Origin of the sequence: Pseudoduganella sp. RAF53_2 (assembly GCF_052113985.1) — a bacterium.
Classification (GTDB): Bacteria; Pseudomonadota; Gammaproteobacteria; order Burkholderiales; family Burkholderiaceae_D; genus Rugamonas.
In genome coordinates, this window is the sequence record NZ_JBFRDW010000392.1 from 1 (window position 1) to 5,637 (window position 5,637).

Below are 5,637 nucleotides of genomic sequence, written 5' to 3' on the forward strand. Positions count from 1 at the left end.
GCGTAAGCCTCAGCACAGCCAATACAAGCAAGAATTGAGGAATCCCAATACCCAACAGGGAAGAGATCAAGTCAGGTGGAGTGCGCGACGCAACTACTACGAACGCGGCGCCGATACTTCCAAATATAACTGCCGCCTCACGTGCCTCCTCGGCACGACCTGCATCGAGCATGTTCCTGCGCACCAGGTAAGCAGTGGCAAAACTGCCTCCCACGAACGTTGCAATTGCAATGCCTGTGTTCTTGAATTGTGCCGTTTTATCCTGCATCAAAAAAGTAGTACATCCATAAAAATTGGGTTGGAATTCCGTTCTTACGCAACGTCGGCTTGTGGCCGCTATTAGACAGCAGCTCTGCCGCTACAAGCTAGGAAGCTCAGGCGTCATACTGAGCCATGCCGCTGGCAGCTCCGATTCGAGTTCTCGGAGACGTTCTTCGTAGCGAGGCCCAAGCACTCGCAACTCCCCGTTTATTCGCTCAATCAGGATCGGTACATTGCCGACAAATGAACATTCAATCTTTGTGCGGTCAGCAATAAATTCCGGCGCGTTGTAGAAAAAGACCCAACCATAGGGCAGCGCAACGACCCTTTCTATGTCCAGTGCCGCTTGATCGTCCGTGGCCGCTGACACCCAACAATCAGCAACTTTTCTAGCCGCGTTAAAAATCATTAGTTCTTCCCAATTGTTCAACTACCAAATCTCGCAGTTGGCCGATTGAGGCCAGCCCTCATGGCACCAATTCCATGCGACCGTCTGCCCAAACTCGTAGTACCTGCGACGCAAGCGGATAGGGTTGAGTCTTGAAGTCATCTGTAGCTCTGGTTCTGGCAAAGCTCTGGAATCCAGCACTGTTTTTTGTGCTCCAATTGACCAGAAAATCACGATTCGGGATTATTGCTAGAAATGGCTCTCCAAGAAATTTCGCCGCCTCATGTCGAACCCACGGAACCAGAAGGCGTACGGCGTCGTACCCGTCCTTCTCTTCTAACGCCAGGAAGCGATCTGGGTCCCCACTGCCCTGTAGCTTAGCGTCTTTGTTCCTAAGATCTAAATTCTTAAGAGCCGTATCGAAAAGAGTTTTTTCATCAATTTTCCACCGCACCCGATCCTCTTCCCTCACGTAGCTGTAACCATCCTTCTGAATCACTACGACAGCCAAATGGACGTCCTTTATGAAGGGCCGGGTAACGAGGACGCGCTTACCGGCAAATGGACGAAGATAATCTGCGGGCATAAACTGTAAAGAAACGATGCCTTCAGCCTCCCTCCAAGAATGAGGCAACTTCGACTCTCTCTCTTTTGCCTGCAACATCATTGAAGCAAAGTGCTCACGCATTACTGCCTCTCGCGCTGTCATGTTCAAAGGCGGGGCAGCCAGGCAGATTCGAGAACGAAGGTTTTGCAGGCCAAATTCGACTTTCCCCATCAAAACGATGTCCAGATTCTGGCTGCGGGTGAACGGACGAGTTGGGTATTCCTTCTGCAGGAAAGCCAATGCTTCTGTTTGGAGCTGTTGTGGTGTGAATTCACAGGCCACTGCGGGGAATGCTATAAGTGAAAGAACGAGGAAAATTTGACGAAACATTCTTAAAACCTAATTGTTTTCAACTGAGCAGTCTACATACATCGGGCGGCAGCTTCTGGCCGACTTCAGTCAATTTTTTTAACATTCGCCACGACGGCCCATTGAACAATAAAAGCGTCCGCTCGCCCTTCAAGCTTCATAGATCTTGCAGCTTGTATCATCAAATCCCAGAAGCGTCTCCCTTGGCGAGAATGGCCTGCAACTTCAGCAAGCTCTTCCAACGCTAACTCTAGCTCATTATSAGCAAGATATTCTTCAAAGTTTTCCAGCTGATCTTTTGCTGTAACAACATCTGAACGAAGAGCAGACCGAGCCTCCCGTAGCCATTTCTCCGTAATTTCCCATTGTTTAAGAATTTCGAGATTCGTCATATTTTTACCTAGCTAGGTGGGCGTCTGTTCCTGGCCGATATCGCACACTCAATTCCAGTGGATTTTTTCAAGGTCAATTGGCGCTTCTTGACCTTCAACCCATACCGTTAAAGAATGTTTTGTCATCGACTTTAGTGACAACGTCGTGAGCTTTCGATGTCCTCCGCAATAACGAAGCGCGAAATCGGAAATCCTTACAACGCCAACTCGGAAACTATAGCCCTCGACGCCTTGGCGAGTCGGCACGTCCTCGATATGTAGCTTTACGAACGCTAAAAAATCGCCGTCTTCGCTCCATAGCACCTCCGGCAGAGCCCCTTTTATTTCTAGGCCCTCACCAATCGCGAGCCATCCCCCCTGGGGACCGCTCATCCAAAGCTCGCCACCCCAGCGCCACCTTGCCACGTGCTTTTTGTCAGGACTCGTCCATTGGACTAAACCTTCCCCAGTCATGTAATTTCTCTCGCTCTTCTGTAATTTACAACGTCTGCTGTTGGCCGAACGCAGCCAAGGCTAGCCAMATGTGTGAAATCGCATTGCATGGTCGACTTCGGTGACAGTCACGGCCAAGTCTGTCTTGAAAGGCGTATTCTCTGAGCTGCTCACGACAAGTGAACGGCCGTTCAAACCGGTCAATTTGATTCCAGCCAATACCTTTACTACGTTGCCGTTCGCTGTGGGGGCAGTTCCAAGTTCTGCTGCATACTGCGTGAAGCCTGGCCCAGTACCTAAGAAGCCTGCGTTATTTAAGGCTGGCTCCAGCCACTCTTCTCTCCACAATAATTCACTGAACACAACAGTAAACGGGGCATCTAGTTCTTCCCAATTGAACGGAAAATCCGCACTCAATTCATGGAGACAAATCGGAAATACTTCAAACCACTTCCCAACGGAAACCTCTTCTACGGCGAAGGCTATCACCTCATCATTGTCGAATCGAAGTGCAGTAAAGCTATACTCAGTGTGAACAGCTTTTATCGTTCTACCGGAAAGCTTAGCCGCATTGTCGTAGCAATTTACGATTCTCGAATAATGCATCCCTCTGCCTTAATAGTTGATAGTGTTAACGCGTGCGTCCGTTCCTGGCCGGTTGCCGCTATACACGTTCTATCGAATAGGGCTCAATCTCGCATCCCCATCCGCTGAAGTGCCCGCAGCCAAAGGGGCCGCTAGGCCCACGCAGTAAGCCGGTAACCAACACGCGCTTACCAGCCCACCTCGAAAGAACGTCTTTATTAGGTTGAACACTTCCACTTCCAAACGCAAGCCATACACTTGACTGATAGTGTGGAGGCTCAACTCCCTCAGTAATATCCCGGCGCTCGGACTTGGGAAAATGTCCAAGGGAGGTATTTTCAAATTCGAAGGTCAACAGCCCTGCGACCTCGACTGGCTGCCCATCAAGTTCGGTAAGCCGGTCTATGACCTCATTTACAGAAAGCACGATTACCACTCCCTTTAACATCAAAAATTTTGAATGGTCGCTAGTGGCGCAACAGGTCACGATATTAATCGTTAATTGCAATAAGGGCCCCGGCGTCGCAAAACGAGGCATTGGACTTGCGAAATAGCAAAGCATACTCTGGATTAGTAAATCCCAAAGTTAAACTTTTAATTTCACCACGAAACCCCTGCTTTATACGTTGCAAATAGACTGGCTGATAGTTGCCAGTTCTTGGCTTGGCTGGTTTTCGAAGCAGATAGAAAAAAATCCAAGTCAATAGGCACGCTAAAATTGCAGCCGTGCTTGGTAAATTTTTTCTAATTAAACCAGGAGCCGATTCAGGTAAGGTGAATATTAATAAACCCATTATCACCCAAAAAACACCGAAAACAACAAGAGCCTTAGAGAAGACTCCCTGCCGCAGTCGAGTGGCTGTGCGGGCGCAACGACTGCAAAAAGGAAGAGATAAAGAAAATGTTAACTCAGTCCCAATAAATAGAAAGTAACGGGTATGCTTTAAATTAACGGTAATTTTTCTTAGTTCTGAAGTGCAACCACAATTACAGCATTGATCTTCAGGAGTGACAAAAGGAAGCGGTGACACTCGTCCTGGAAGGTAAATAATCATTGCAGTGTTGTATTAAATATTCGAATAAGTGTAAGGATTCGGCGGCAGCTTTTGGCCGTACTCGGCCGACGTCGTACAGAGTAGCATCTTGCTCATCTGAAAGGTTCACACTTTGTCACTCCAAGTGTTTTGCCCCAAGCCGACGGGAGTTGAATGCCGCCTGTTTGAAATGTTTTTGCTGGGATCTCCTTGGCTTACATCGCCGACGATTTCGCCAGGAACGCGACGATATTGACCGCAACCTGGGACGTGCTGTTCTGACGTATCGGTCCTGTGCGCCATTCACTGTAAGTATTCGATATATTTGATTTAACATCTCATCAGGCGACATCGCTGGAGGAATCTTCAAGTGGTGGCGAAGGACATCAAGAAATCGAGGAACGGTTTCGAATCGCGCCGGCGTGCCTGCACAGCACTGTTGGCGCTGGCTGCCGGCACCGGTAATGCCACGTCCGCCGACGATCCGCTGCAGGACACGGTGCGRGATGCCGCGCCGGCTCCACCGCAGGATGATCGTCTGTATAAAAGTTATGGCGCGGCGGCACTGGAGATCCTGGGATTCCAGCTTGTGTTGAACCGGGTCGACCATGCGTTCGTCCGGCCGGACGACTATGACGTGAGCATCGGTTCGATCCGACGCAACCTGCGCAGCAGCTGGGTCGTCGACCGGGACCCGTTCGAGATCAACCAACTTGGCCACCCTTACCAGGGCTCCGTCTACTTCGGCCTCGCGCGCAGCAATGGGCTGACGTTCTGGGAATCGATGGGCTATGCCTTTGCCGGCAGCGCCGTCTGGGAAATCGCCGGCGAGACGACGCCGCCGTCACGCAACGACCAGATCACGACCAGCTTCGGCGGCACCTTCCTGGGCGAAGCCTTGTACCGGATGGCGAACCTGGTGCTGGAAGAAGGGTATGGACTCTCACCGCAATGGCGCGAAGTGGCGGCCGCCGCAGTGTCGCCGCCGCTCGGATTCAACCGCCACGTCGCCGGGGGCCGCCGTGCGGCGCTGTGGGCGAGCCACAGCCCGGCCATCTACGGCCGCCTTCAGCTGGGAGTAGGCGGAATCACGAGCAACAACGTCGGCCCATCGCTGGCGCCTCGGCGCAACGAGGTCGCGGCCGACTTCGCGCTCGACTACGGCTTGCCGGGCCAGCCCGACTATACCTGGCGCCGGCCTTTCGATTACTTCCTGTTCCGCGTCAGGTTGTCGAACGTGCAGGGTGTCGAAAGCCTTGCGACACGGGGCATGCTGTTCGGTGCGCCATACGGGTCCGGCAGGAACCTGCGCGGCATCGTCGGGCTGTACGGCACCTACGATTATCTGGCGCCGCAGGTGTTCCGGGTGGCCAGCACAGGACTGTCGCTGGGCAGCAATGCGCAGTTGTTGCTGAGCGACCACTACACGCTGCAAGGCCATGCATCGGCCGGCATCGGCTACACATCCACTGGCACCACTAGCGCCAGCACGAGCGGGCAATACCATTACGGTTTCGCGCCGCAAGCGATGCTGACCCTGCGCCTGATCGGCAACGAAAGGTTCGCCTTCGAACTCGCGGCGCTTGAGTTCTTCGACGGCAAGCTGACCAGTGCGGGGCCGAACGGGAC

8 protein-coding genes are annotated in these 5,637 nt (G+C 52.2%); 1 reads left to right on the forward strand and 7 read right to left on the reverse strand.

The genetic code is table 11. The features are described 5' to 3' along the window. The 7 genes from AB4Z11_RS20965 to AB4Z11_RS20995 all read right to left on the reverse strand — a co-directional run. Positions 1 to 268, reverse strand: a 268-nt coding sequence (locus AB4Z11_RS20965) for a hypothetical protein (RefSeq protein WP_442027430.1), incomplete at its 3' end; no start/stop codon positions are given. A 90-nt stretch (positions 269 to 358) separates the two neighbouring features. Continuing rightward, entirely contained in the window at positions 359 to 670 is a 312-nt protein-coding gene (locus AB4Z11_RS20970; protein WP_442027431.1) for a hypothetical protein, read from the reverse strand. 58 nt (positions 671 to 728) lie between these two features. Continuing rightward, complete coding sequence (locus AB4Z11_RS20975; protein WP_442027433.1) at positions 729 to 1,586, reverse strand: hypothetical protein; 858 nt, start codon at positions 1,584 to 1,586, stop codon at positions 729 to 731. Between the two features lie 65 nt (positions 1,587 to 1,651). Continuing rightward, positions 1,652 to 1,957: a hypothetical protein gene (locus tag AB4Z11_RS20980; protein ID WP_442027434.1), complete on the reverse strand. Its 306-nt coding sequence runs from the start codon at positions 1,955 to 1,957 to the stop codon at positions 1,652 to 1,654. A 48-nt stretch (positions 1,958 to 2,005) separates the two neighbouring features. After that, entirely contained in the window at positions 2,006 to 2,329 is a 324-nt protein-coding gene (locus tag AB4Z11_RS20985) for a hypothetical protein (RefSeq protein WP_442027436.1), read from the reverse strand. A gap of 141 nt (positions 2,330 to 2,470) precedes the next feature. Next, entirely contained in the window at positions 2,471 to 2,995 is a 525-nt protein-coding gene (locus AB4Z11_RS20990; RefSeq protein WP_442027437.1) for a hypothetical protein, read from the reverse strand. A gap of 470 nt (positions 2,996 to 3,465) precedes the next feature. Then, complete coding sequence (locus AB4Z11_RS20995) at positions 3,466 to 4,029, reverse strand: hypothetical protein (protein ID WP_442027438.1); 564 nt, start codon at positions 4,027 to 4,029, stop codon at positions 3,466 to 3,468. A gap of 349 nt (positions 4,030 to 4,378) precedes the next feature. On the opposite strand from AB4Z11_RS20995, the gene AB4Z11_RS21000 reads away from it, so the two are divergent. Further along, positions 4,379 to 5,637: DUF3943 domain-containing protein (locus tag AB4Z11_RS21000; RefSeq protein WP_442027439.1), on the forward strand; the 1,259-nt coding region annotated here is incomplete at its 3' end.

Bases quoted from the DNA above. Each gene is read 5' to 3' on its own strand.
- AB4Z11_RS20970 (WP_442027431.1), bottom strand. From the start codon at position 670: ATGATTTTTAACGCGGCTAGAAAAGTTGCTGATTGTTGGGTGTCAGCG.
- AB4Z11_RS20975 (WP_442027433.1), bottom strand. From the start codon at position 1,586: ATGTTTCGTCAAATTTTCCTCGTTCTTTCACTTATAGCATTCCCCGCA.
- AB4Z11_RS20985 (WP_442027436.1), bottom strand. From the start codon at position 2,329: ATGAGCGGTCCCCAGGGGGGATGGCTCGCGATTGGTGAGGGCCTAGAA.
- AB4Z11_RS20995 (WP_442027438.1), bottom strand. From the start codon at position 4,029: ATGATTATTTACCTTCCAGGACGAGTGTCACCGCTTCCTTTTGTCACT.